Source organism: Shewanella sp. Iso12 (assembly GCF_012030025.1).
GTDB classification, from domain to species: Bacteria; Pseudomonadota; Gammaproteobacteria; order Enterobacterales; family Shewanellaceae; genus Shewanella; species Shewanella algae.
The window spans coordinates 96,831-120,332 of the sequence record NZ_JAAUHW010000005.1 but is presented as its reverse complement, the minus strand read 5'-3'; the positions used below and the strand labels follow the sequence as shown (position 1 = coordinate 120,332).

Below are 23,502 nucleotides of genomic sequence, written 5' to 3'. Positions count from 1 at the left end.
TCTCCTCTCAAGCGGCGTTATCGCCGCACATTGTGAGATATGGGGATGACTCACGCCAGGCTCAAGCCAGTCGACTCAAACCAGATGAGGCTGCAACGCGGCCAACACCTGGGGATAATCGGCCTGGTTATCCAAGGTCAGACTCAGATAGCCATCGCCGCGAAAGGCCCGGTCCAGCTCCAGCAAGATATGGGTTTGCTTTCCGGCCGGTACCAGGGTGAGCTCCACTTCACGCAAAAGGCGGATCCCAAGCCCTGCGGGTACAAACTCCAACTCTTGATAGCAGCCTGAACCACTGCGAAACCCAGAGGTGTTGATATAGCCTTGCTCGACATCGGCTTTTTTAAGGACAAAGCCCAGCTCCTCCATGGCCTGCAGCAGGTGCAGCAACAGCTGGGTAGGCTGGATCTGCAGCAGATCCTGATCGCCCGGATCTATGGCGTAATCTATCGCCAGCCCGGTTTGCAGCCAGACCCGGCATTGATTGTTACGCACAGGCAACTCGGTAAATGGGGTCTCAGGATGCAACTGACCGATGAAAGGCAGTTCTCTCTCCTCTCCGGCCTGAAGTTCAAAGCCCTCGCTGATGCGCCAGCTGGCCAGGCAATGATTGATAAAGTGGCTGCTGTCGCCATCACTGACCTTAACCCGGGTCATTAGGGCCAGCTCCAGGCCGGCAATACTTTGGCTTACCTCGCCGCCTTTGAGCACGATTCTGGCTTCAAAGGTTTGCCCGGGTTGCAGGCTGGCATTGAGCAAGCGGGTATCTACACTGGCACCACCAACGCCAATTGCGGCAAGCAGTTTCTTAAACATCCTATGTTCCTGTTTACTTAATAGACCTTGCCGCATTTAAGCCCCTTTTCCCCATAGAGTAAAGGGCGCCAGGGGTTAACCCAAGACGACAACAGCACAGATAGCGGTGGTTGAAAAAGATTAGGAACAAAAAAGGGAGCCAGGCCCCCTTTGTTCTTTGTTGATCATGCCTGGTTAATCAAAGTGGCCTGAGTTACCAGACTCTGGCCACCAAACCTTTGAGATAAAAGCCTTCCGGGAAAGCGCCACCTATGGGGTGATCCGAAGCCTGTGACAGGCGCTCGATAAACTGCAACTCACGCTTTGCATCCAACGCCGCATCGGCCACTATCTTCTGGAACAGATCCGCCTGCATCAGCCCCGAGCAGGAGAAAGTCAACAGAGTGCCGCCCGGCTGCAACAGCTGCATGGCGATCATATTGATATCTTTATAACCGCGGCAGGCACCGTTGAGTTGCGCCTTGTTATCGGCAAACTTGGGCGGATCCAGCACTATGACATCAAACTTACGCCCTTCATCGCGATATTGTCTGAGCAGCTTGAAGACGTCGGCCTCATGGTAATGCACATGGCTGTCGTCCAGTTGATTGAGTGCCATGTTCTGCTTCGCCGTGTCCAGCGCCAGCTTGGAAACATCGACATTCTCAATACTGGCGGCGCCGCCCTTGGCGGCATAGAGGCCAAAAGTGCCTGTATAACAGAAGCAGTTGAGCACAGACTTACCCTTGACGAAACGGGCAGCCATGGCACGGTTGTCACGCTGATCCAGATAGAAACCCGTCTTGTGACCCTTGGTCACATCCACGGCGATCTTGATACCGTTTTCCTCTATCACCACAGGCATGGCCGGCAATTCGCCATGCAGCAGGCCGGTAACCAGCTCCAGGCCCTCTTTTTTACGTGACTCGACATCGGAGCGCTCGTAGATGGCGCAGTCCGGGTAGAGCTCAGAGAGCACAGAGACCAATGTATCGCGCCAATAGTCGGCGCCGGCCGACAGCAACTGACACACAAGCACATTGGCATACTTGTCTATGGTGATCCCGGGCAAACCGTCCGACTCGGCGGCAATAAGGCGATAACCTGTGAGCCCCTTCTCGGCAATCAGGGCATCACGCCCCTTTTGGGCCCGCACTATGCGGCGTTTGAAGAACTCCCTGTCTATCTCTTCATCGCGATTAAAGCTCCAAACCCGCACCTGGATCTGCGACTCCGGCGACCATGAGCCCCGCCCCAGCCAGCGGCCATCATGGGCAACAACTTCAACCGTTTCGCCCATTTGTGGTTTGCCTTTGATATTGTGAATGCCGCTGGAAAAGACCCAGGGGTGATGCCGCAGCAGGGATTTTTCCCGGCCGGGTCTAAGTTTGATTTTGAGTACCATGATGCGCCTGTCTGGAGTGTCGGCAACCGGGTCCTGATGACCCGACTGACTTTTCAAGGGGCGAATAATAGCCTAAAAGTCGGCTCACCACAGGAGTTTTCGACAACTTTTTCGCGCGTTTTTGGGACTTTTGGCCGTTTGATTAGCCCACCTGAGTGCAACGTCAAGGATGGCGTAAACGGACTTCTGCCAGTATTGGTGTATGGTCGCTCGCCTGTGCATCCTGCTCAAACTGCGGCCGCAGCAGATGTTTGTCATAGACCCGATAATCCACCACTTCTGCCAGGCTATGCTGGCTACGGGCATCAAACTCCTGACTCAACAACAGATAGTCGACCACACTGCCTTGAGAGCCGTGAAAATGGGTCACGGGGCGAGTAGCTGTCACTTGATCGCCAGTTTGCTCAGAGACTTCTAGCCAGAGCTGCCAGGCGTCAAGCAGCTGAAAATGTGCCAGTTGCAGTTTCAACCTTTCATCAGGCAGGCCGTGAAGGCCTGCAGCGCGAATATCCCCGTTGTAGAGCTGTCCGGCGCCCACCAATAGGCCCTTGAGTTCACTGGAATCTATGCCGGCGTTGAAATCCCCCATCAACACCACAGCGTTGTCGCTTTGCCGGCGCCGCTTGAGTATCGCCTGATACAACAACATGGCCTCACTGCCACGCTGCAAAGCGGCTGACCAACGTCCCAGCGCACTCTCGGCAAGCAGCCCGGCGGCACCTTGCAACTCGACCGCGCCCTTGGGCAACTTGTTGCGAGGTGATTTGAAATGCACCACATAGGTATCACAGTGGCCGATCCCAGGCAGCATCAAGGTGGCTCTCAGTATCTGACGACTGCTTTGAAACTCATCCTTGAGTCCCAGTGAAAATGCCAGTTCGGCATCCAGCGCTACCGCCGCCAAGGAAACAATCGGAAAACGGCTTGCCAGAGCCACCACACTCTTGCGGGCAACAAAGCCTTCTATGACCGGCGAATCCACCAGCGCAAAATGGACAAGACCGGCAGCCTGACACAATTCGCGTAGCGGCTCGGGGCTGAATACCTCCTGCCAGCCCACCAGATCTGGCTGCGCCTGCTGCAGCCAGCGGGCTATCCAGTCGCACTTTTGTTGCCACTGTCCTTGGGTATAGATGTTGTTGAACTCATGAAACGCCAGCGGCGGCATGGCAAAGTTGAACAGATTCAGGCTGGCGATGCGGATATTGGAAGACATGAAAAGCGTTGCGGCTCCGGTAACTCTGCTGAGTGATAGTGTTGATATTAAGCCGCTGCTGGGATTTGTCCAATAGCGCCCAAAAAACAACCTTACGGCTACCCATTCCACCCCAATAGCCCAACAAATAAACAACATACCGCCGCTATTTGTGACTCAAAAACCCTGTTTGACAGGCTTTTTCAATCTCCCGCTTGACTTGTTTGGTTTCGACCATACAATCGCCGCTGAATTAACCATACGGAGACCCACTGTGGACACACACATAGGTGACAGTAGATGCCCTGTCAGTCAGACAGGATTATTTGCCCGGCACTAGTCTGCAGCTTCGCAAACTACTGCCAGGCCTGGCAGTAGCGTAGTAAAGAATCCCTTTTCCGTTACTCCCCATTAAAACCTTTTGAGCTTTGCATGCGCGAGCATGCCGCAGCGATCCCCTGTGGCTGTCAGCTTAATGCGCTTGCACCAACACAGGTTTGCTTCGGGTAGCCTTGCTGCCCCATCTACGACCTTGAGTGTTCCCCCACACAGGAGGAACAAACATGAAACTCAGATATACCAATGCGCTGCTGCTGGGCGGCCTGCTCTGGCATGGACAACTGCATGCCGGCATTCAGTTACTGGAAGATCCCGATATTGCCGCTGCCACAGAGCTCGCTGTCGACTGGCAACGACAAGCGGGCAACAACGGCTTTGCCCTGGGGCTCAACCAAGCCGTCTTTGGCGGCGAGTTGGCGCTGGAACTGCAAACAGACAACCGGGATGCCCCCTGGGACAGGCATGAGAGCCGCGGCTGGCAACTCGGCTACAAACAACCGCTGGCCACAAACGGCTTATCCCAGGCTCTGGCACTGGAGCTGGGGCGTCATCACAGAGATGGCTGGCAGGGTCACGCCCTGGTAAGTAGCGATCTGCCGATTGCCACCCAGGGCTTCTTTGTACGCAACAACTTGGGGCTGAGCCTGGAGTCTGGTGAAGGCCCGGCGATGATTTTTGGCCTGGGAGCCGGCTTCAAAGTTCAGCAGCAAACCCTGCTGTTTGAAAACCAGTATCTGGGCCAAGGCGACTATGGCTACCAGCTACTCTGGCAAAACCAACCCAGCGCCCATTGGCAGTGGCAATTGGGTTATGGCAATCAGTATGGCGGTGGCGCCCGCCAATTTGGCGCCGGCATACAATTTTTCTTTTCTTGATAGCTCATTGGGAGAATGACCTATGAACAGCAACAACATCATACTCAACCTGCACCTTATTCTGGCCAACAAAGACGCCAAGGCGATGCAGATGCTGGCATCCGAGCTGCACCCGGCGGACATAGCCGCCGTGCTGCCGGCTTTCGACAGCCAGCAAACGGCCTCAATACTGACCCTGTGCCAGCCCAAAACCGCGGCGGCGCTGCTGCGGTATCTGTCCCATCTGCAGCAAAAACTGCTGGCGGAAGCACTGGATCATCAAACCCTTGGGAAAATTATCATGGAGATGGCGGCGGACGAGCGCGCCGACCTCTACAACGAGTTGGAGATTGAGCAGCAAGCCCTGCTGCTGCCGACACTGGCCAAGGCGGAACGCGAGGACATGCGTACCCTGGCGGCCTATGATGACTCCAAGGTCGGCTCCATTATGACCTCTGACTATGCCCTGCTGCGGGTCAATCAAACCGCAGAAGAGGCCATAGACAGCCTGAGGAAAGTGGCAGCGGATCTGGAAACCATTTACCAGACCTATGTGGTGGATGAGCGCGGACGCCTGATAGGCAATGTGTCGCTGCGTCAGCTCATCATCGCGCCGCCCAAGGCGTTGGTGAAAGACTTTATGAAAGAGCAGACCATTGCCATAGAAGCGGAAGCCTTCAAAGAAGAAGCGGCGCAGATGATAGCCCACTATGATCTGCTGGCGCTGCCCGTGGTCAACGGCAACGACCAACTGGTTGGCATAGTCACTTATGATGATGCCATGGATGTGGCCAGTGCCCAGGCCGATGCCGAATTCAGCAAACACGGCGCAGTGGGGCAGTTGGCCTGCTCTTTCAAGGAAGCCAGCATTGGCATGCTCTATCGTAAGCGAGTCTTTTGGCTGGTGTTGCTGGTGTTCGGCAATGTGTTTTCCGGCACAGGGATCGCCTACTTTGAAGATACCATCACAGCCTATGTTGCCCTGGTGTTCTTCTTGCCACTGCTCATCGGCAGCAGTGGCAACGCCGGTTCGCAGTCTGCCACCTTGATGGTCAGGGCGCTGGCCACCGGGGAGGTCGTTCTCAAAGACTGGCTGTCGCTACTGGCCAAAGAGCTGTTTGTAGCCGGCTTGCTGGGTGCCACCATGGCCATTGCGGTATTTACCCTGGGTTATTGGCGCGGCGGTGATATCGCCCTGGTGGTCGCCCTGACCATGCAGCTTGTGGTGATTATCGGCAGCCTGATAGGCATGTCCCTGCCCTTCTTGCTGAGCAAGTTCAAGTTGGATCCGGCCTCGGCCAGCGCGCCGCTGGTGACTTCGATAGCCGATATCATAGGTGTCATCGTCTACTTCAATGTCGCCACCGCTATTTTGGATTTTCCGCCTGTCAGTAGTTAATTGGCCTTGGCACAACCTATGCTGAAACCAAGCCAGGTTGTGCCATCCCAAAACGGCTTAACTTCACTCTTCGATAACCTTAACGCCGCGTTTTTCGGCTGCCGCAATAAAACCTGCGCTCAGGTTGTTAAGGTCAGTGGTGGTGATCAATTTAAGATTGGGAAGCAGGCTTAAGTCTTCAGCCGCGATATCCTTCACCGCCAATATGCTGTCGCCGCATCCGGGATCCCAATAAGGATTGATATTGTAATAGACCTCAGCCCCACCGGATAAACCATCGTCCTGATAGAGCTCGGTTACCTTTGCCAGTTCCGTATCGGCAATATCCAGCGCCTGATAAAAATCTATCACCTGTGGTATCTCCCCGGCATCATTGCGCTCAATTTCGCCACCACAATACTCTGCGGCAAACTCCGCCAATGAAAACTTGGGCGAAAGCGAGTCTTGTCTATACATAAGTTCTTCAATAACCAGCAACTTCAACCCGAAATCTTTAAAACTATTCACCGCAGTTGACGCGGGGGCAAACTTTTTCGGGCCTTTGGCAAAGCGATTGGCCTCGAGCAGCAGCTCAGACAGCTGTCTGGCCTTGTCATTGATGGCAGCATATTGCCCGGCAACGCGGCAAGCAAAATCATAAAACTTCCGGGACACAGCCAACTTGCGAGCTGCCTCCTGGCGATTGAGGCTAATAAACTCCGGATAATGATGCTCAATATACTCGGCCTGTTGCTTATAATATTTTTTATCCGACTTGTTCTTTAACACCTTGGCAAGCCTATGATTCGATTCGATTAACTCTGCCTGGCTGCGCATTTCCAAATCAAGAGGCTCAAGGAGCAAACTTTCAATAAGGTAGCCGAGTTCAGATGCATCCCAGCTCTCTTTGAAGGAGATAACTTTCTCAAAGACTTTCAAAGAGTGCTTATACAAAAAGCCTTTGTATTCACCGGCCGCCAGCATATCTCTGGCAATATCGGCTATTGCAGGACAATGCTGATAGATGTCACGATTGAGCATACAGGCATATATCACCCTCGCATAAAGGCTCTCGGCTTGCGGATGACAGGAGATACACCCCAGCGCCAGGGAACAATCAAGGTTAGGGTACAACTCCAGCATTTTTACTACAGTCGGAGCTATCGAGGCGCGGGTCTGTGGGTCAGCGTAGCCATGATAGAAATAAAGCTGGCACAGGGTTAGGGCCAGCTCTACCGAGCTGAAGTTAGATTTGGGATCAGCGATAAGCTCACACTCCCCTCGGTCCAGGAGAGTATTGGTAACGGCGATAATCTCAGGGGATTTGGCAGAGATGATGCTTGAAGCAATGGATATTTTTGATGAGCACAGGGCAACGGCAACCTTGGCACACAATTCGGCTTCAGCTTGATTGCTCCAATCAGTCGTTTTCAAGAGAAAAACAAACTTATCCAGGCAAGGCTTCACATTGTTCCCCGACCAGATTTTTCTGGCTCTATCCAGAGCAGACTTGTTACGGAACTTGGCCTCGGCCACTAACTTGAAACCTTCCTCTATTGCTTCCATGCGCACCACACTACCTCCCATACTCGTGTGAAAAAGACGAAATAACGGCACAGATGCCTGCATCGGCAGGCTCTGTCACTGCGAGATGTTACCGGAAAACTCTGCTTCAGAGGAAATCGAGTAAACAATGGGCAACCTCAAAGATTTACCTTTGCAAACTTTGCAGTAAAGCAAGAGAGTGGGATAATCCCCGTCGGCCATTTCGCTGACAAGCCCAACCTAGGCAGGCTCAGCGGGATAAATCACTGGACAGGCCTCTAGGCCGCCATGACAGGGAAACATATGCAAGGTATTGCACAGTGGCAAAGCGCCCAACCCACCGACAAAGTACAACGCTATCTCAATCGACTCGACGACTATGACGCTCCTTATATGCTGATTATCCAGCTGAATACTGAGGTGGCCGCGTCAATCGAGATACTCAATACACTCATTACTGAATTTGAGCTCGACGCCGAATGTGTCGAAAAGCTCAGCGATTCAGTGCTTTTCTTAGCGCTTGAGTATTTATCCGGCGACGATGAAGCCGGGCAGATACAGGCATTTGCCCGGGAGTTTCAGACCCGGCTCACAGCCCTTGGCATACTCAGCCACGGCGCCATAGTGCACCATAACTGTCTGGGCCAAGCAGAGCAGAGCTTTCGCGACTGTTTGTCACTGGTCAAACGAATCATTGACGGCGCGGCAAACCAAAGCGAGCTGGCCATCATGGATTTCGGTGATAACAGCCCCAGGTATATAAAATAAAGATGACTCCAAATGGCGCTAATGCTAGGGGCAATCTCTCACACTTGTTGTCCCTTTTGTCCGGTTTATCAATGGACTTAGACCCTTTAGTGTAATCACGCCCGCAAGGCGGTGATGCAGTTACAACATCAAGAGACTAATCAATGGAACATTTCACGGAAGACAGCCGCAGCTTAGGCGGTGCGCTCAAGGATCACATTCTCAACCAGGATCTGGTGGCTATCAGCCAAATTGTCAGCACAGACAATGTCGATCACAGCCTGGTTCAGGACGGACTTCGCCAATGCAGGCCACTGGACTTTGTGCTGGAACAGGCCGATCCCAAGTTTGACAGAGTCGTCCAGCACCTATTAAAACTGGGCGCCGGTATTCGTCACTTGTTGGATAAAGAGCGTAAACCCAATCATCTGCTGCAACGAGCGCTGCGCTCGGCAGAGATGGTGCAGATGCTCAGCGAGCAAGAGGTTAATCTCAATATACTGTGGCAGGGTGAATTTAACCTCTTGTCATTGGCCACCTGCCGCGGTGACTATCGTATGGTCAAGGCGGTGTTGGAACAGCAACTGCCGCTTTTGGATGATGAATGTTTCTTCTGGCACTGCTTCAGTCGTAACCCGGCGCTGGAGCAACAAACTGTGCAGTTACTGCTGTCTCACGGCATTGAATATCAAGGCAGTGAAGAGCGCGAATATTGTGATTCACTGCTGTTTCAGCTGTTCAACTCTCCCATGCCAGAACTGAAAATACTCTCCATTTTCAATATGTTAACTGAACAGCAATACGACTGTGACTTAGAGCGACGTTACTCTGGTAACACCTTGCTGGCGATGACGATAAAGAATGGTCAACGCCTATTGTTGACTCGCCTGGTAGAACTGGGAGCGGATATCAGCCACCATCAGCCGGAAGTGGCGCGCATGCTGCTGAACAAGGAGAAGCTGCAGTCCCGTCTGGTACTGGATGACAGCCTGGATCTGTTTTCTGCCGATGCCGCCGAGGTTGAGCGTTATCTGACAACCCAAGCAGATTTCACTGGCAAGTCGGTTATCGGCCCTATCCTGTGTCACACCAACCTGTCATCCAGCCAACGCTGCCGATTTGCCGAGTTGGCCATTGCCAAGGGCGCCGATGTCAACCAGGCATTCGCTTTCACCACGGCCGGTGGCACCGAACTCTTCTGCACGCCTCTTTATGCCTTGTGTTCCATGGAGCAGGACAGACTGGATGAAGTCGCCCTGTTGCTGCGCCACGGCGCCGTGGATCCCGTTGAGAATCGCAGTGCCCTGTTTCTGACTATCAGCCAGGCCAGGCTCGAACTGCTCAAGGTATTGTTGCAAGGTGGCATCAACCCCAACTTTGCTCTGCGCGGCGAGCCGGTGAATGAAAACTGCCGTATGGATGATGAAATGTGGGTAAGCCATTTCTATCCAAGCCATCTCAGGGTTAAGCCCAACCCGGCGCAAAAGCGTGCCATGTTCAGCATGCTGCAGGAGGCAGGGCTCAGCAGCCTGCTACAGACAGATTCCGCATGGACCGCTCTGGATATCGCCTTGCTTCGCAGAGATCATGAGTTTGTGCAGCAGATGCTGGGCGAAGGTTTCCAGCCGCCCTTGAGCCCAAATACCCTTAACTGGGCGTTCGAATACTGCAGTGACCTGGCCACGCTGGAAACCTTAATTGCCTTGAGTGATACCCAGGTTGAAGTCACAGAGGAGATGGTCTCAGGTTATTTCCACTGTTTCGCCAACAAACCCGAGGAAACCTCTCAGGATCGCGAAGCCATTTTTGAACTCTTGCTGCGTCTGGGATTGGATCTGCAACGGCAATATGACGGAGGTTCACTGCTGGAGCTGGCGATACGCACCCGCAACGAGCCTGTAATACGGCGCCTGTTGCAGCTGAGACAGCAATTCCAGATCCCGGCCGATGCGGTCGCCTGGGCGATACACTCACTGCAAAGTCCACAACTTGTGGGCGATATCGTTGCCCTGTTCCCGGATTTTGAACTGGCCGATGTGCATCAGAGCTTCTCCGGCAACCACAAAGCCCCGGCAACGGCAATTACCCTGGCACTGCATAAGAAACGCTGGTCTTTGGCGCAATATCTGTTGCAACGTTTCCCGACTATGCGCGCCTGGACCGAGGTACGTTGGCTGACCGAAGATGTACTGTGGGAGCTTGAAGAGGACGGCCTGGAACTATTCCGGCTTCTGATAGAGCGCGAACAGGATCTGGATCGCCTCTGTTTGGATGGCAATGATGCCTGTCGTTGGAGCCTGTTGTATTTCCTCTGTTTTCGCTACGCCAAGCTCAAACAACACAAACAACTCTATCTCAGTGCGGTGGAAATTCTGCTGGAGGCGGGAGCCGCTGTGGATCAGCCCTACTCCCTGGATGTGGAGCGCACGCCAACCAAACCGGATATCACCCATATTTTCTCCTGCATTCTCTACGATGCGGAAAACGACTTTGAATACTGCCGCCCGATGTTTGATCTGCTGATCGACTATGGTGTCGACCCGACAGTGCCCGTGGGACAGTTCCACGAATCCGGGGTGATGAGCACGGTTCAGAGATATCATTCTATTATCAACGAAGAAACCAGTCTCAAGTTTGTCCGCTATCTGTGGCAAAGAACCGGATTCAACATCCATGAAGTCAACAATCTGGGCAATAACCTGATCTTTGCCGCCGCCATGCCGGGACGCCCGGAACTGCTGCGCTGGTTTGCCGAGCACGGTGCTGACATTCATCATGTCGGCGGCTTCGATCATTCCAATGCCATGCACAAATGTTTGTCCAACTATTCGGACATCAATCCAATCGATCGCGCCAAGACTGTGGCTGCCCTGTTGGATCTCGGAATGGACATAGAGGTACTGGATCCGGATCCCGACTCCAGGGCAACGCCGCTGATGACGGCCTGCACCTTTGGTATTCAATCCTGTATCGACCTTTTGTTGAGCCGCGGGGCCAATATCAATGCTGTCTCGCCTTTGGGCGACACCCCACTGCTGGCGGCCATCACCAGCCAGTACTGTTACGATGCCCACTCTTCTGTCGAAGCCAGCAAGAAGGGGCTGGTCACTCAACTGGTGCAACAGGGAGCCAAGATCAATCAACTGACGCCCGGGCGTAGCCATCCCTTGCTCGAGGCCGCCTTCGCCGATCGCCCCGGGATCTTCGAGTGTTTGCTGGAACTGGGGGCCGATCCCTGGATGCTGGATCCGAATCTCAAGTCTGAATCCTCGGGCAGCATAGGCTTTGTCAAACCGCAAACCCCGGATGCCGATGGCATGAATCCATTGGGCTTTCTGTTGATGCATGGTGAAAAGGCCAGACAATATCTGCAAATAATTGCCCGTTACTATGGTGATGACGTCATAGTCTCGGCGATTGCAGACCTTGAAGCCATGCGGCCACCGGTTTGCCCGGCGCAGGCAGCGGCCAAACTGGCGGAGCTTCAGCAGCCAAAACCACAGCCATCTCAAACACCTCAGGCGCCGGGCGCCGAAATTGAGCCAAGTGTTACCTTTAAAGATAACGAAACCCGGCTCAAATTCCGTCGCATCATCCGCCAATCGGTTACCTTGCAGGGTATCAGCTTTAGTCTGGATCTGGCATTTGAGGAAACCCGCGCCCTGGGCGCGGCCATAGAGGCCCAGTGCCCTGGTGCCAATATGAATAACCCCGTCAACTGGCAACGCTTTATCTGTGCCGTGTTCAATCAAAGAGCACCTGAGCTGGCGCAAGCGCTGCAGGCCAAGGATGATGAAGGTCTATGTGTCTTCGAGGTAGAGCCCGCCAAGGTATCAAGCCTGACTCAGATGCAGGCCTTGGGGCAGTTGTTCCGTGAACTGTTTGCCACCCCGAGAGCTGTGCTGGGCGCCCTCGAGGAAGTACAGCATGAGATTGAATGGCAAGCCGCCAGCGCCGCAACTTCAGCCGAGGACAAGACCACAGAAGATTCTGCACAAGCCCCTGATGAGGCCGTACCATTGGATCTTCGCGATCTGTACCAGATCATGGCCAACTTCGGTTTTGTCAACGTGATCTTCAAGCTGGACTCGACCACTATGAAACAGCTGGCCGCCAGCGTGCAAAGCCTGCTGCCACTGGAGATGAACGCCGAAGACTGGAGCAGGATCATCCAGGCCATCTGCCAAAGCCAATTTGGCGAACAGACAGATCTCATCTCCTTTGAGGCCATAGGCAACTACTTCCGGGTGGTGCTTGAGGATGAACCCGGGGTCAAACATGAGCTGGTGAAAAACTTCCGTCAACTGCTGCGGCAACTGTTCCACACAGAGCAGAGCTTCATGCAACAGGTAATGGCCGTACGCCAGCATCTACCGACCGAGGCCTGACTTGAAGGCCATCAACTGGCTACTGTATGCCCTGCTGATGTTGCTTAGCCTACCGGTAGTTGCACGCTACTACTTGCCGGCCAAACTGGCAGGGCTCAAAGCCACCTGGATTTGTCGGCGCCATTTCGGCGCCGACCTCAGAGTGAGTGACTGCCGCCCCTTTTCTGTCGGCGGCGAGTTGGTGCCCCGTAAGGGGCGCTACAATCTGGAGCTCTACAGCCAAACTCTGGGTGAATACCTGAATCTGTACCAGCTTAAACGCGAAGAGATATCGGTTGAGCGCTTGTCGCAGGCGCGGGCAAAACAGCGGCAGCAGGCCCAAGCCGAGCGGGCGAGGCTCAAAGAGCTGTCCGATCTGCTCGGCGGCCCACTGTGGCTGTTTCGTCATCTTCGCGCCAACGAGCTCCACCAGCAGCAACTCTTGCTGGTGATGCCACCGGAAGGGAGCGAGACCCTGACACCTTGGCTGCAACGCTTGACCCGTCTACTGCTGGATAACCCAGATTGCTGTGCTTATTTGATACCCAAGGAGCGGCAAGCCAACTTGGCAAGCGAGTTGGCGCCGACCTTGCTGCCTGAGCGGCTCGGGGACAATGTCCGCCTCAAATTGGGCCTCAAGGAGCGCAAATTAAATTCGGCTCTGGCGCCATATCAACTGTTTGAGGCGCGGGCTTGCCTCAAAATTTATCGACCAAGGAAGTTTGGCAAGCTGCAGCCGGAAACACAGGGAATAGTGCCCCAAACGCTGTCTTTGGACAGCGAGCTTCTGAGCCGGGCCTTTCCCTCTCTGGTCTTCAGGCCACTGCCGCAAAACCGCCAAGAAAATTGAATTTGACCATCAATAACTTACACCAACCAAGAGGGACCTATGCCTACAACCTTTATATCCAGTCACAGACTGGGCAATGAAGCTTGCCCCGAAGATTTGGCCTTCCTGCTTAAACATTGCCGAGACTGGCTTGAAAGCGAGCTGTTCGTCCGCTTTCCTGAAGATGAAGATTGGGCGCCGTGGGAGGATACCAGTTACCTGAATGAAGATGACTGGGCCGACCCCGAAATAGCCGCCAACGTTAAAGCCATAAGTGATACCTGCAAGCACATCGCCTTTGTGGCCGAACTGCCCGATGGTGAGTACCTGGGTTACTGGCGCGGTGAAGCCAAGCGCCCGATAGCCGAGAGCCCGCTGGTCAAATACAGCAATGACGGCTGCTTCAGCCTCTGGGGCACGAGTATGCTGCAGGCATTGCATTTCGACATGGAAGAAGCACTCTTGGATGAACTGCGGGAAATCGCCGAGCGGGCAGGATGGCAACTGAGCCAAGCCCACTTGAGCGACTACTGCGAGAGCGAAGCGCCGGACAGCCCGGATGAGTTCCATCAGGCCAGATATCAATTCCATCGGCAGCATCCCTGAGCAGGAAAACAACCTTCTGAGCCGGCAGGCGTCAAAGAGCAAGAACTAAAAAAACAAGGACAGCCCTGAGCTGTTGTGTCTCAGCCCTGAGCTGTCCTTGTTGCTATGAGCTTAGTTCGCGTTTTTAGCCATTCACACCAATAACCAAACTAATCAGAGAGCTCATCTGCCAGCAAAAACGGATTTACCGTAGTAGCATGAAAGCCTTTTGCGTTTAACTTGGCATCCAAAGCCATAGAGGCAATATCGTCCGCAACCGCATCCATCCAGGGATCTAGGTTCATAAACAGCATCTTGCTGTAGCCGTGGCAATCATCGCAGCTTTCAATGCGAACCGGCGTCTGATATTTGTCAAACGACCACAAACTCATCTCTTTTGCTTGATTGCAACTGCTGCAATGCGCCCGAATAAAATGCCATTGTGTTTCACACAAACTGCAGTGCAAATAACGCAGGCCTTCACGGGGTTTATCAACCACCACACTGGCTACCGGATGACTGCCACACACAGGACACATGGATTGCTGTTTAATCTCAGTGGTATCCATACGGCTGGCTACGGCCGCTGCCCAATGACTCCAATAAACAGATAACGCAGCCCACAAAAACAAGCGGTATTCTGCCGGTACCTGGCTGAATCGGCCATCCAACAGGCTGCCCGCCCACTGTTGCAGTTGCTCGGGTGTTTGACGCATCAACTGCCGTATCACTTGCACCACATTGGCAGGCACAGTATCCAGCAATTCACTGAGCAGTTGTTGCAACAGTGCTATCCAGTAACCATTTTTCTGGATCCCGCGCAGTGGCATAGTGGCGCCGGTGTCGATATCCGGTGCCGGCCCCATTAGGGTGTCGCATAGCTTATGCTGCACCAACACCATGGAGCGACACAGCGCCAAATAATCTTCCAGCGAAGAATCCTTGGCAAGCTCGGCCAAGCGCTCCGCGCGGCGTAGGTAAACCTCTTTGGGATCGGCCGTGATCAGCACTTTCAAAGCCAAAGGGGAGCTGTCGGTAAAACTTGATGGGATTTCGCCGGCAAGACTCATGGTCAGTTATCCTCGTGTTCGTTCAACATGGCCGGATGGTGTTTGCGGGCCCAGGCCTTCGACACTTTGCCGTACAACATGCCAGTGATAGAACCTTCAATCCAACAAGCCATCCATACATGCACCACCAAGGCTATAAGCATCAGGATGCCGCAGGCCGAGTGGATCAAGGTGGCCCAGTTCACCGCTTCGGCAGAGAACATAGGAGCAAAGTAGGGCTGCCACATCATGAAGCCGGTGACGATAAACGCCAACACGAAAACCACAAACGAGCGGAACAACATCTTTTGGCCAGGGTTGTAATGACCAACTGGAGGAATGTTTTCCTCTTTCTGAAGCAAAACCCACACAATGGCCTTCATCCACGGCAGATCATACCGGTTCCATTTGTTGTGGTTGTAGTAGCGCAGCAGCATCACTGCCAGCAGCACACACATAGCTATGCCAAAGAAGGGATGCATCACTTTCGCCAGTTGTGGCGTACCCACTATGCCACTCAGCCACTGAAACGATGGAAAGAAGAAGGCAAACCCGGTCAGGAAGGTGACCAGGCCCACAAAGACAATGACCCAATGGCAGATCCGGTCAATGAGCTTATGACGAACAATCATCGGCTGGTTACTCATTGTTTTTCCTCCTCTGCTTCGGTGACAGGCTCTGCATATCCGGGCTGATCTTCCTCAACGATATTGCGACCCACGGTAATCCTGTGCAGCAAGGCAATACCCGCTGTGGCCAACAGGCCGGCAGCGCCCAAAGGCTTCAACCAGTCCTGGCGGATTTCGGTTGCAATCGGTACCCGGGGTTCTATCGGCATGCCATAGGTTTCCGGCTTATTGATATTGTGCAGAATCATCATGTAGTGACTGCCGCCAACCCCTTCAGGGTTGTACAGGCCGGCGTTGGCATAACCCCGCTCTTTCAACTGTGCGACCCGCTTTTCTGCGTAGAACAACATGTCTTCGCGGGTTCCAAATCGCAGAGCCCCTGTGGTACAGGTCTTCACGCATGACGGCTCCAAACCCACGGCGAGCCGGTCTGAACACAGAGTACACTTATAGGCCTTGTTATCCTTTGCGCTCACTTTGGGCACATTGAATGGACAAGCGCTGGCACAATAACCACAGCCGATACACTTGTCAGAATCAAAGTCCACAGTGCCGTTGGCGTGCTGCACTATGGCCCCGGCGGTTGAGCAAGCTTTCAAACAAGCCGGGTCGGCACAATGCATACAGGCGGTATGGGTAAACTGCCAACGCAGTTGGTTGTCATCCACAACTTCGTGATATTGCATTATGTTCCAGCTGTCCGGAGACAGGGTCATAGGATTCTGATAACTGCCCTGGAAAGTACCAACGTCTTCACGCAGGTCGTTCCACTCTGAACAGGCAACCTGACAAGCCTTACAGCCGGTACATTTGGTCGCGTCAAATAGCTTGGTCACTTGTTGTACCGCGCCGATGCGGGCATGAGCGGCCGGAGTGATATCTGCGGTACCCGAGCGGCGAATAATATCCTGAGAAGCCATAATCAAAAGCCCTCCGCTTTAGAAATATTCACAAGGAATGCTTTATATTCAGGAGTTTGCGTATTGGCATCCCCCACTGCAGAAGTCAGCTCATTGACGATATAGCTCTTTTGCGTCAGTGCTTCATAACTGCCATGGCGTGGAATACCTATGGTGTGCACAGCTTTACCTTGTACCATCATGGGTTGCAGACGCTTGGTCACATAAGCCTTGGTGATGATATGGGATCGTTTGGAGGTCACTTTCACCCAATCCCCATTGGCAATACCCTTCTGAGCCGCCAGGGTTTCATCGATTTCGATAAAGTGTTGTGGCTGGGTAATGGCCGCCAAACGGCAGTGAGTCGTCCAGTTGTTGAAGTGCTCTGTCATTGAGTAGGTTGTGCCTACATATGGGAACTCTTCATTGGTCCCGAAGGTTTCACGCATTCCCTGGAACATACGGGCCACTGGGTTATTGGTGACTTTGGGATGCAAGGGGTTGCTCGCCAGCGGTGATTCAAAGGGTTCGTAGTGTTCAGGGAAAGGACCATCTTTCAAATCGCGCAGTGCAAACAAGTGCCCCACCCCATCGGCCTGCATGATGAATGGGTGTGCCGAATCCTGAGCATTCAACTTGGCATTGAAGTCAGGCACATCTATGCCTTGCCACTTACCGTCTTTGTACTCGAGCAATACGCGGCTGGGATCCCTTGGCTTTCCTTGCACATCGCATGAAGCACGGTTGTACAGAATGCGGCGGTTGGCAGGCCATGCAAATGACCAGTTGGGCGTTATCCCCTTACCCGATGGGTCACTGTTGTCGCGGCGGGCCATCATGTTGCCCCGCTCTGTCCACTGACCTGAGTAGATCCAGATACCGCAGGACGTTGAGCCGTCGGCTTTCAATTCAGTGAAACTGTTCAGCAGCTTGCCGGTTTTAAGATCGTAGCCGTTCATCTCTTTCGCCAGCTCTTCCGAACTTGGCTCATGTTCGATGGCATAATCCCATTTGATTGCTGCTATAGGCTCTGGCAAACGGCCGCCTTCTTCACGATACAAGCGTTTCAGTTCCAGCATGATGCCGGAGAGAATGGCAGGATCCGACAGGGCTTCTCCCGGTGGATTGGCACCTTTAAAGTGCCATTGCAGCCAACGGCTGGAATTGGCAATAGAGCCGCTTTCTTCGGCAAAACAGGTGGTTGGCAGACGGAATACTTCGGTTTGAATATTGGCGGTATCAACATCGTTGAACTGCCCAGCATTACGCCAGAAACTTGAAGTTTCATTCGCCAAGGCATCCAGAATGACCAGAAACTTCAGGTTTGATAAACCTTTGGATACTTTCTGTTTATCTGGTTGAGAGTTCAGGGTATTGATACCTTGAATAAAGTATCCATTCACTTCACCGTGAACCATCATGTCTATCTGTTTGTTGATATCGTACTGTTGATCCCATTTGGGCAACCAGTCATAGCCGTAATCGTTTTCAGCCGTGGCGTAATCGCCGTAGAAAGATTTCAGCAGCGACACAGTAAAGGCCGGGTAGTTATGCCAGTAATTGGTTGAATTGGGACGCAGCGGTTTGGGCGTGTAATGGTTCAAGTAGGCTTCAAGATTAATATCCTGATCCTGTGGCAGTTTCAGATAACCAGGCAGACCTTGGCACAACAACGCCAAGTCAGTAGCCCCCTGCACGTTTGAGTGACCACGCAGCGCGTTGACCCCACCGCCCATGATCCCCATGTTACCCAGCAGCAACTGGATCATCGCCATGGTACGAATGTTCTGCGCGCCGACACTGTGTTGCGTCCAGCCAAGCGCATACAGGAAGGTGGCCGCTTTGTTGTCGACATGGGTAGCCCCAAGCTGTTTGCATACATCCAAATAGGCTTCTTTGGGGGTACCTGTGATACTCGAAACCGTATCCGGGTCGTAGCGTTCAACGTGCTTTTTCAACAGGTTCAATACACAGCGGGGATGCTGCATATTTGGATCGACTTTAGCGTAACCTTCATCATCCAATTCATAGAACCAGGAAGACTTGTCATAGGTGTTGGCCGTTTCATCAAAACCACTGAATAGCCCCTCGTTGAAGTCAAAGTCTTCACGCACGATAAACGGGGCATTGGTATAGGCTTTAACATACTCAAGGTTGATTTGATTGGTGCTGAGCAGATAACGGATGACCCCAAGCAAGAAGGTAATGTCTGTACCTGATCGCAATGGAGCATAGGTATCGGCCACAGCAGCGCTGCGGTTAAAGCGAGGGTCTACCACAATCAAGCGCGCATTATTGTGCTCCATCGCCTCGGTTACCCAACCAAAGCCAACCGGGTGTGCTTCAGCCGCATTTCCCCCCATGACAATCGCCAGATCGGTATTTTTCATATCGGCCCAGTGGTTGGTCATGGCTCCGCGGCCAAAGGTCGGTGCCATGGCGGCCGGTGTCGGCGCATGGCATACCCTGGCAATGTTATCCAGGCCCAGCATGCCTATGGCACGACCAAATTTATGGGTCATGAAGCAACCTTCGTTGGCCTGTGCCGATGAGGTCATCATCCCCAGACTGGTCAAACGGTTTACAGTTTGGCCCTTGGCGTTTTTCTCAACCAGGTTCGCGTCACGCTCATCCTTGACCAAGCGAGCGATGCGTTTAAACGCTTCCTCCCAACTGATACGTTGCCATTTATCACTGCCGGGAACCCTGACTTCAGGGTATTTCAGTCGATGAGGACTGTTCACGTAATCCACCAACCCGGCCCCCTTGGGACACAAGGCACCGCGATTGATTGGGTTATCGGCATCACCTTCGATGTGGAAGATGTGCTGCTCGGCATTCTTGCCATTACTGCTTTGGCTGTACATCAACAAGCCACAACCTACTGAACAATAGCAGCAGTTATTGCGCGTCTCTTTCGCCCTGAGCAGTTTGAATTGTCTGACCGCAGCAAATGCCTTTTCAGACATCAATCCCAGTGCAGAGATTGCAGATGTTGCAGCTCCGGCAGCACAGAGTTTGAAAAACTGTCGTCTGTTCATTGTCATTTCACACACTCTCTTGTTATGTGCAATTTCCAACTGCGGCATGGGTGCCACAGACTCGAGTCAGGTAAAGTCCTTACTCACAGCAGGAGTATCCTAAGAAATGACAATAAATAACAAATAAAGACATGTGATCAGCAACACACTATCGCAGCAACAGAAATTAAAACCAAAATTAATTTATGAAAAAGAATTAAAAACTAAAAGTACATTTAAAGACACAAATAAACAGAATTTAACCCCAAATAACCATTGGTCAAATTGTCTGGTCAAAATGACCATAATGTATAACTTTGATAGTGAAGCAATTAATTAGCGTGACATACATCACCAATTAATCAATATAGAGTCTGTTAATAGAGCTAAATCAGCAAAAGCTTATTTGTGACCTATTTCTCACTTCAAGGATCTTTAATTTCATTAGAGAGGGGAAATTCGCATCAAACAGCAGAGAACTGCTAATTAAGCACATGGTGATACTTGGTAAATTGGCTGGCAAGAAAGCACTGATAAATGAACCTGGCAGACTGAAATGATTTAAAGATTCTGGCCATATTTTGAATCGAAAAAGGACAGTTCTTGGACTGTCCTTTTTTCAGGTATGACTTTAAGTTTTCGTTTGGCACCTATTTCAAACCCAACTCATCCAAAAAGGTGCAAACGCCTCAGGCATGTCTGAAACTATCTATGCCTGAAGCACTTGTCAGCCAAGCAAGATCCCCGGCTTTCCATCCAAAGAACGGGCAATGGCACGCCGCCCCTCTGCTTCAGTGAAATCTTTGCTCAGAATGCTATCCACATAGAACCACTCGCTGACCACCTCTTCGCTGCTGAAGGTCAGCGTCATATAACCCCGGTTCAACAGGTTGGCGTATTTAAGGTCATCCACCAGCCCTACAACGGCCGCCTCTGTCGCCGGGATCTGCTCTGAAGGCAGGTTGAGGTAATACTCAAGCCCAGGGGAGGAAACCGAACTGGTGGCAAACTCAACCCCAACCATGTTGCCATCTTTGTCCTTGAGATCATTGGCCCAGGCATTGTGGGTATCACCGGCAATCACCACCAGGTTTTTACCCGAGGCCCGGGCAGTGGCCAGCACGACTTCACGCTCATAGGCATAGCCATCCCAGGCATCCAGGTTGTAGGGGATCGATGGCAGTTGCAAAAGTGCCAGCACTTCCGGCGTCAGTTTGGCCTGGTTGGCCGCCAGATAGGTCAGTTCCGCTTGGGTCAGTGTCGGATCGCCGGCCTGAGCGCGAGCCGCCAGCTGCGCCAATGCCGCCAACTCGGCAAACTGCGGAATAGACAGCTGCTGAGTGGCTATCGCCGCCGGCAACATCATCCGCCCCATCAGTATCTGCTGCCCCAAAAGCTGCCACTTGGCGCTGGATTGCAACAGTTTTCCCTGCAACCACAGCAGTTGGGTCTGGCCCAGAAGCGTACGCTGAGTGTCGGTCACGTCGGCGAGAAACTGCTGATCGTTGAAAGCGCCGGTAGCCGGATCCAGATAGTTGCCATAGTCCAACTGTTTGTCACGGGCCAACACCCGGGTATCCAGCATATGCAGATCCAGCAGATCGCCGAAGCTGAAACTGCGGTAGATCTCTTCATGATTGCCCTCGCGCCATGGGCGGATAGGCAGCCATTCGAAGTAAGCCTGCAATGCCGCCTGTTTCCGGGCGTCGAAGTCCCCTTCCCCTTGGTTATGGTTTTCGGCACCATCCTTCCAGGTGTCGTTGGCCACTTCGTGATCGTCCCAGACGGTAATAAACGGCAGCTTGGCGTGCAGCTTCTGCAAACTGGCATCGCCGCGATACTGGCCATAGCGGGTACGGTAATCGCTCAAGGACAGCAACTCTCCCGCGGGTAGTACCTCACGGCCCAGCTCGGCGGCATGTTCACTGGCATAACCACCACGGCCATATTCATAGATATAGTCGCCCAAGTGCAGCATGGCGTCGAGATCGTCCCGCTGCGCCGCCAATTCATAGACATTGAAGTAACCGGCCGGGAAATTGGCGCAGGACATAACCGCCAGTTTGACCGAATCGACCGCGCCCTCGGGCAGGGTCTTGGTCATACCGACTGTGGATGTCTTGTCACCCGTCATAAAACGATAGAAGTAGCGGCTGCCGCTCTCCAGCCCTATGGCATCGACTTTAACCGTGTAGTCACGCTCGGCATTGGTCACCATTTCACCTGTGGTCACCAAGTCGCTGAAGGCACCATCACGGGACACCTGCCAGGATACTCTGACATCCCCCGCCGTTTGCGGTGTTACCCGGGTCCAGATAATCACGGCATCCTGAGTGGGATCACCACTGGCGACACCATGAAGAAAATCGGCGGCGACAGTATTGTCATCATTGTCACTGGAGCAGCCCATCAGGCCATATGAAAGTACGGCAGCGCCAACACCTTTGGCTGAGAGGGCAAGAAAGTCACGACGGGAGAAGTTGCGGGTCATTGTTATTATTCCTTTAAAAACGCTTCATAATGCTGGTATGAGGTCGGATGTCCAGATTGTGAAGTCAAACTATTACACAATTGTGACAACCAGGTAAACATCTGTTGATATTCAAACGAATTCAGTCGGTTAAACAAAATGACGTCCGCTTTAGGCCAAGGCACTTGCAGCCCGCGGTAACAGGGGGCAAAATGCCTTACAGGACAGAGAATTAGCCCTCTCAGGGCTCAGGTGAAGGAACAAGACAATGAAAGTCAAAGACATCATGAGTACCCAGGTGGTGTGTATCAGTGACGGCGCCAGCGTCAAGGACGCCCACCAACTGATGCATTCCCGGGGCGTGCGCCATCTGCCGGTGATATCAGAAGCCAGCGGCACTCTGGTAGGGATACTCACTCATAAAAAGATGATTGCCACTGTAGTCAATCTGCTGACCCGCTACGGTCAGGGGGCGCTGGAACGAAAAGAACGCGGTACCCTGATAGCCGATCTGATTGAAACCGACTTTGAACCACTCAAGGCCGATGCACCTCTGACCCAAGTGGTGGATTATTTTATCGCCAACAAGCATGGCTGCCTGCCTGTGGTGGACGAGCACAACAAGGTGCAGGGCATAGTCACCTCTTCTGACTTTGTCAAACTGTGTCGGGAATTGCTCAAGGCTTGAACCCATCAAAAAAGCGTGCTTAGAGCACGCTTTTTTGGACAGAGCTTTTGCTTTTGGCGCAAGCTGAACCTATTGAATGAACCGGGTCTTAGGTCTTAATTCTTAGTCCTTAGGCCTCTGGCTCTATCTTATTGATACTGCCCTTATAGCCGGTTTCATCCACCGCCTTTATCAGCGCATCCATATCAAAACCTTCAGGCACTATCACTCTGGCCTGCTGGGTCTTGAGCGAGGACTTGGCCTTAATCACGCCCTCTGTCTTGCGCAGCGCCTTGTTGATTACCGTGACACACAAAGGGCAGGTCATGCCTTTAACATCCAGGGTGACCACCAGATTCCCCGCCCAGGCAAACGGCGTGCACAGCAGCAGTAAAACCAGTAACAAGCTTCTCATTCAAACACCTCTAACAGCCAAGGTAATACAAAAGGGTAAAGCTGAAACGCCAATACCACAGGCACTGCCAGCCAGTAGAGCAGCAACATTCTGGTGCGGCTCATGGTCGCGGTGCACAGAGGCCTTTTGGAAAAATACAAACGCCAAAAGCCCAGCAGGATCAACAGAGTCGACAGCGCCAGCATGGGCACTTGCAGCCAGCCCAGCTGTTCAATGCCCGACAGCGAGGCCGCCGATACCCCAAAAACCAGATAGATCAGCGGCCCAATACAGCACAGACTGGAGGCGACAGCGGCAACAACTGCAGCCGCCAG

The 23,502-nt window shown here is 52.9% G+C and carries 18 protein-coding genes; 7 read left to right on the top strand and 11 right to left on the bottom strand.

The window, feature by feature from the left end:
* Positions 1 to 75: 75 nt before the first annotated feature.
* The 3 genes from HCX89_RS11320 to HCX89_RS11310 all read right to left on the bottom strand — a co-directional run bounded on the left by HCX89_RS11320 (position 76) and on the right by HCX89_RS11310 (position 3,416).
* Positions 76 to 816: a sporulation protein gene (locus HCX89_RS11320; protein WP_028781102.1), complete on the bottom strand. Its 741-nt coding sequence runs from the start codon at positions 814 to 816 to the stop codon at positions 76 to 78.
* A gap of 193 nt (positions 817 to 1,009) precedes the next feature.
* Positions 1,010 to 2,200 (bottom strand): class I SAM-dependent rRNA methyltransferase, encoded by a 1,191-nt coding sequence (locus tag HCX89_RS11315; RefSeq protein WP_144216899.1) that lies wholly within the window; start codon positions 2,198 to 2,200, stop codon positions 1,010 to 1,012.
* A gap of 163 nt (positions 2,201 to 2,363) precedes the next feature.
* A complete protein-coding gene (locus tag HCX89_RS11310) occupies positions 2,364 to 3,416 on the bottom strand; it encodes an endonuclease/exonuclease/phosphatase family protein (protein ID WP_167716090.1) in 1,053 nt (350 codons plus the stop codon).
* A 542-nt stretch (positions 3,417 to 3,958) separates the two neighbouring features.
* Between HCX89_RS11310 and HCX89_RS11305 the strand changes: the two genes are divergently transcribed.
* A complete protein-coding gene (locus HCX89_RS11305) occupies positions 3,959 to 4,609 on the top strand; it encodes a hypothetical protein (protein ID WP_167716088.1) in 651 nt (216 codons plus the stop codon).
* A gap of 22 nt (positions 4,610 to 4,631) precedes the next feature.
* Positions 4,632 to 5,987 carry a magnesium transporter gene (mgtE, locus tag HCX89_RS11300; protein ID WP_144220422.1) on the top strand — a complete coding sequence of 452 codons (1,356 nt, stop codon included), beginning with the start codon at positions 4,632 to 4,634 and terminating at the stop codon, positions 5,985 to 5,987.
* Positions 5,988 to 6,050: 63 nt separating this feature from the next.
* On the opposite strand, the gene HCX89_RS11295 is transcribed toward mgtE, so the two are convergent.
* Positions 6,051 to 7,532 (bottom strand): hypothetical protein, encoded by a 1,482-nt coding sequence (locus tag HCX89_RS11295; protein ID WP_144220423.1) that lies wholly within the window; start codon positions 7,530 to 7,532, stop codon positions 6,051 to 6,053.
* Between the two features lie 282 nt (positions 7,533 to 7,814).
* Here HCX89_RS11295 and HCX89_RS11290 point away from each other — a divergent pair, with 282 nt between their 5' ends.
* The 4 genes from HCX89_RS11290 (at position 7,815) to HCX89_RS11275 (ending at position 14,060) form a co-directional block, all read left to right on the top strand.
* Positions 7,815 to 8,279 (top strand): hypothetical protein, encoded by a 465-nt coding sequence (locus tag HCX89_RS11290; RefSeq protein WP_167716086.1) that lies wholly within the window; start codon positions 7,815 to 7,817, stop codon positions 8,277 to 8,279.
* 143 nt (positions 8,280 to 8,422) lie between these two features.
* Positions 8,423 to 12,646, top strand: a complete 4,224-nt coding sequence (locus HCX89_RS11285; protein WP_167716084.1) for an ankyrin repeat domain-containing protein — start codon at positions 8,423 to 8,425, stop codon at positions 12,644 to 12,646.
* 1 nt (position 12,647) lies between these two features.
* Complete coding sequence (locus HCX89_RS11280) at positions 12,648 to 13,475, top strand: hypothetical protein (RefSeq protein ID WP_025011282.1); 828 nt, start codon at positions 12,648 to 12,650, stop codon at positions 13,473 to 13,475.
* 39 nt (positions 13,476 to 13,514) lie between these two features.
* The gene (locus HCX89_RS11275; RefSeq protein WP_025011283.1) at positions 13,515 to 14,060 is read left to right on the top strand and encodes a hypothetical protein; all 546 of its coding nucleotides are present in this window, start codon (positions 13,515 to 13,517) and stop codon (positions 14,058 to 14,060) included.
* A 149-nt stretch (positions 14,061 to 14,209) separates the two neighbouring features.
* On the opposite strand, the gene fdhE is transcribed toward HCX89_RS11275, so the two are convergent.
* From fdhE to HCX89_RS11250, 5 genes are all read right to left on the bottom strand, one after another.
* Positions 14,210 to 15,109 (bottom strand): formate dehydrogenase accessory protein FdhE, encoded by a 900-nt coding sequence (fdhE, locus tag HCX89_RS11270; RefSeq protein ID WP_107110089.1) that lies wholly within the window; start codon positions 15,107 to 15,109, stop codon positions 14,210 to 14,212.
* 2 nt (positions 15,110 to 15,111) lie between these two features.
* Positions 15,112 to 15,735 (bottom strand): formate dehydrogenase subunit gamma, encoded by a 624-nt coding sequence (locus HCX89_RS11265; RefSeq protein ID WP_028781091.1) that lies wholly within the window; start codon positions 15,733 to 15,735, stop codon positions 15,112 to 15,114.
* Complete coding sequence (gene fdxH, locus HCX89_RS11260) at positions 15,732 to 16,637, bottom strand: formate dehydrogenase subunit beta (RefSeq protein ID WP_093982353.1); 906 nt, start codon at positions 16,635 to 16,637, stop codon at positions 15,732 to 15,734. The genes HCX89_RS11265 and fdxH overlap by 4 nt, the downstream gene beginning before the upstream one ends.
* 2 nt (positions 16,638 to 16,639) lie before the next feature.
* Positions 16,640 to 19,657 (bottom strand): formate dehydrogenase-N subunit alpha, encoded by a 3,018-nt coding sequence (gene fdnG, locus HCX89_RS11255; RefSeq protein ID WP_107110223.1) that lies wholly within the window; start codon positions 19,655 to 19,657, stop codon positions 16,640 to 16,642.
* A gap of 706 nt (positions 19,658 to 20,363) precedes the next feature.
* Positions 20,364 to 22,127 carry an alkaline phosphatase gene (locus HCX89_RS11250; RefSeq protein WP_062793737.1) on the bottom strand — a complete coding sequence of 588 codons (1,764 nt, stop codon included), beginning with the start codon at positions 22,125 to 22,127 and terminating at the stop codon, positions 20,364 to 20,366.
* Between the two features lie 247 nt (positions 22,128 to 22,374).
* Between HCX89_RS11250 and HCX89_RS11245 the strand changes: the two genes are divergently transcribed.
* Positions 22,375 to 22,794 (top strand): HPP family protein, encoded by a 420-nt coding sequence (locus HCX89_RS11245; RefSeq protein WP_025890050.1) that lies wholly within the window; start codon positions 22,375 to 22,377, stop codon positions 22,792 to 22,794.
* A 109-nt stretch (positions 22,795 to 22,903) separates the two neighbouring features.
* On the opposite strand, the gene HCX89_RS11240 is transcribed toward HCX89_RS11245, so the two are convergent.
* Both HCX89_RS11240 and HCX89_RS11235 read right to left on the bottom strand, forming a co-directional pair.
* A complete protein-coding gene (locus HCX89_RS11240; RefSeq protein ID WP_025011288.1) occupies positions 22,904 to 23,188 on the bottom strand; it encodes a heavy-metal-associated domain-containing protein in 285 nt (94 codons plus the stop codon).
* The gene (locus tag HCX89_RS11235; protein WP_037437323.1) at positions 23,185 to 23,502 is read right to left on the bottom strand and encodes a mercuric transporter MerT family protein; all 318 of its coding nucleotides are present in this window, start codon (positions 23,500 to 23,502) and stop codon (positions 23,185 to 23,187) included. The genes HCX89_RS11240 and HCX89_RS11235 overlap by 4 nt, the downstream gene beginning before the upstream one ends.

Bases quoted from the DNA above. Each gene is read 5' to 3' on its own strand.
- mgtE (WP_144220422.1), top strand. From the start codon at position 4,632: ATGAACAGCAACAACATCATACTCAACCTGCACCTTATTCTGGCCAAC.
- HCX89_RS11320 (WP_028781102.1), bottom strand. From the start codon at position 816: ATGTTTAAGAAACTGCTTGCCGCAATTGGCGTTGGTGGTGCCAGTGTA.
- HCX89_RS11250 (WP_062793737.1), bottom strand. From the start codon at position 22,127: ATGACCCGCAACTTCTCCCGTCGTGACTTTCTTGCCCTCTCAGCCAAA.
- fdnG (WP_107110223.1), bottom strand. From the start codon at position 19,657: ATGAACAGACGACAGTTTTTCAAACTCTGTGCTGCCGGAGCTGCAACA.
- HCX89_RS11305 (WP_167716088.1), top strand. From the start codon at position 3,959: ATGAAACTCAGATATACCAATGCGCTGCTGCTGGGCGGCCTGCTCTGG.
- HCX89_RS11315 (WP_144216899.1), bottom strand. From the start codon at position 2,200: ATGGTACTCAAAATCAAACTTAGACCCGGCCGGGAAAAATCCCTGCTG.
- fdhE (WP_107110089.1), bottom strand. From the start codon at position 15,109: ATGAGTCTTGCCGGCGAAATCCCATCAAGTTTTACCGACAGCTCCCCT.
- fdxH (WP_093982353.1), bottom strand. From the start codon at position 16,637: ATGGCTTCTCAGGATATTATTCGCCGCTCGGGTACCGCAGATATCACT.
- HCX89_RS11275 (WP_025011283.1), top strand. From the start codon at position 13,515: ATGCCTACAACCTTTATATCCAGTCACAGACTGGGCAATGAAGCTTGC.
- HCX89_RS11245 (WP_025890050.1), top strand. From the start codon at position 22,375: ATGAAAGTCAAAGACATCATGAGTACCCAGGTGGTGTGTATCAGTGAC.
- HCX89_RS11285 (WP_167716084.1), top strand. From the start codon at position 8,423: ATGGAACATTTCACGGAAGACAGCCGCAGCTTAGGCGGTGCGCTCAAG.
- HCX89_RS11240 (WP_025011288.1), bottom strand. From the start codon at position 23,188: ATGAGAAGCTTGTTACTGGTTTTACTGCTGCTGTGCACGCCGTTTGCC.
- HCX89_RS11265 (WP_028781091.1), bottom strand. From the start codon at position 15,735: ATGAGTAACCAGCCGATGATTGTTCGTCATAAGCTCATTGACCGGATC.
- HCX89_RS11295 (WP_144220423.1), bottom strand. From the start codon at position 7,532: ATGGAAGCAATAGAGGAAGGTTTCAAGTTAGTGGCCGAGGCCAAGTTC.
- HCX89_RS11310 (WP_167716090.1), bottom strand. From the start codon at position 3,416: ATGTCTTCCAATATCCGCATCGCCAGCCTGAATCTGTTCAACTTTGCC.
- HCX89_RS11290 (WP_167716086.1), top strand. From the start codon at position 7,815: ATGCAAGGTATTGCACAGTGGCAAAGCGCCCAACCCACCGACAAAGTA.